This is a genomic window from Petroclostridium xylanilyticum (assembly GCF_002252565.1).
Lineage (GTDB): Bacteria > Bacillota > Clostridia > SK-Y3 > SK-Y3 > Petroclostridium > Petroclostridium xylanilyticum.
Genome location: NZ_NPML01000034.1, coordinates 1 through 1707, shown reverse-complemented (window position 1 = coordinate 1707; position 1707 = coordinate 1). Strand labels below are relative to the sequence as shown.

Sequence of the window (1707 nt, the reverse complement as noted above, 5' to 3'; positions counted from 1 at the left end):
GTGTGAGTAAAATATTTGTGGGTGACATTCAGGAATGATTCCCCGACGAGGGTTGCGAACTTTTGTTCGCGACGCTCGTCGGGGCCACCAAGCGAAGCGCGGTAGAAAAAAGCAAATGTCATGCAAAAAGGACTCTCTCCCTGCTATGATGGTGATGACCAACATCCATAAAACAGGAGGGAGAGAGTCCATGAAACATCTTACCACAGAATGGCCTTTATTAAAAGAGCTGGAGGAACAATTAGTCAGAACTCTTCAAAAGGTGTTCGCTGTCTTGTTGGCGGCCCTTTTGGAGGAGATTGATCAACAACTGGCGGAAGCGCGGGACAAGCGCCGGTATCAGCTGAAAGACAAACGGCCGACCACGATCCAAACGCTGTTTGGAGAAGTGACGTTTCGACGGAACTACTACTATGATCGGCAGGCGGGGGCGTATACCTTCTTGCTGGATGCCGAACTGGGCTTTGATGGAGCGCAGTCGATCAGCCCTTGCCTCGAGGAAACGGCGGTCGAGTTGGCCGTAGAGTGCTCTTCCTACCGCAAAGCGGCCCGTACGTTGGAGTCGATCGTGGGGTATGCGGTCATGAGCCACGAGGCGATTCGCCAACTGGTGCTGGAGGCCCCTGTCTCGCTGCACCACCCTGTTTCCAAACGGCACGGCCGAGTGCTGTTTGTGGAGGCGGATGGGCTGTTCATTTCCCGCCAGGGGAAAGGGAAACGGGCGAAAGAAGAGAAAATCCTGGCGGTTCACGAGGGATGGAAACGAAACGGTTCGCAGCTCAAGCTCGTGAACCGGCGCCACTACCTCCATGAAGGGGTGGGAGACGTGTGGGAACGGTTTGAAGAGTGGCTGATGAACGAATATGCCTATGACCCGTGCCGGGACCTTTTGATCATCAACGGCGACGCGGCGTCGTGGATCACAGCCTGCCGGGAGTATTTTGGAAAGCGAGCCTGCTTTCAGCTGGATCGATTTCATGTGGCGCGGGAGCTGCGCCAATGCCTCTCCGGCCATCCGCGTTGGCGGGAGGTGCGGAAGAAGCTGGCGAAACAAGACGAAGAGGGGCTTCTGGTGGAGCTGAACAGCGCGGTCGGCACGTTGGGGGACGAAGGCAAAGAACAACAGCTGGCCGCCTTGATTCGCCGGATCGAGTCGATGCCGGGATGCATCCGGGACTATCGGGAGTGGCTGTCGGAGCAAGGGGTGGAGACGACCGGCATGCGTCCGATGGGCCACGCCGAGAGCGTGATGAGCCGGTTTGCGCATCGGGTGAAATCCCGCCGCAGCTGGAAAGACCAAGGGCTTCGGGCGTTTCTGAGGGCGATGGCAGCCCGAATCGACGGGATCGGGTGGAGAAAGGGACGGTGGGAGGAGCAAGAGCCCCAGTCGGCCGTCTCGGCCTCAACAAAGTCCAAGCGGATCGAACAGGCCAAACGGAAGGCCGGACGGTTATGGGCAGATGTGGTGCGTCAGAATCTACCGTGTCTGCAGCGGTCATCCGGGACGCCGATCCATCAAGCGTTGTCGGCGCTCCGGGATGGTGGTTGGGTGTAAAAAAATGGAATATCGTATCATCGCCTCAAGATGAGGGATGAGAGTCCGAAAGCGCTTACGATATTAATTCCTGAAAATGGTTCGCTAACTAGTGATTGACAACGCCCGTAGTGAACCGAAAAAATGTTCTCCACAAAGTCTTGACTGACTCG

The 1707-nt window shown here is 56.6% G+C and carries 1 protein-coding gene; it reads left to right on the top strand.

From position 1 onward, the window contains the following. Positions 1-190: 190 nt before the first annotated feature. A complete protein-coding gene (locus CIB29_RS18290) occupies positions 191-1555 on the top strand; it encodes an ISLre2 family transposase (protein ID WP_094549738.1) in 1365 nt (454 codons plus the stop codon). Positions 1556-1707 lie beyond the last annotated feature (152 nt).

What these genes read in the sequence shown, in the direction of transcription:
- CIB29_RS18290 (WP_094549738.1), top strand. Translation starts at nt 191, where the DNA reads ATGAAACATCTTACCACAGAATGGCCTTTATTAAAAGAGCTGGAGGAA.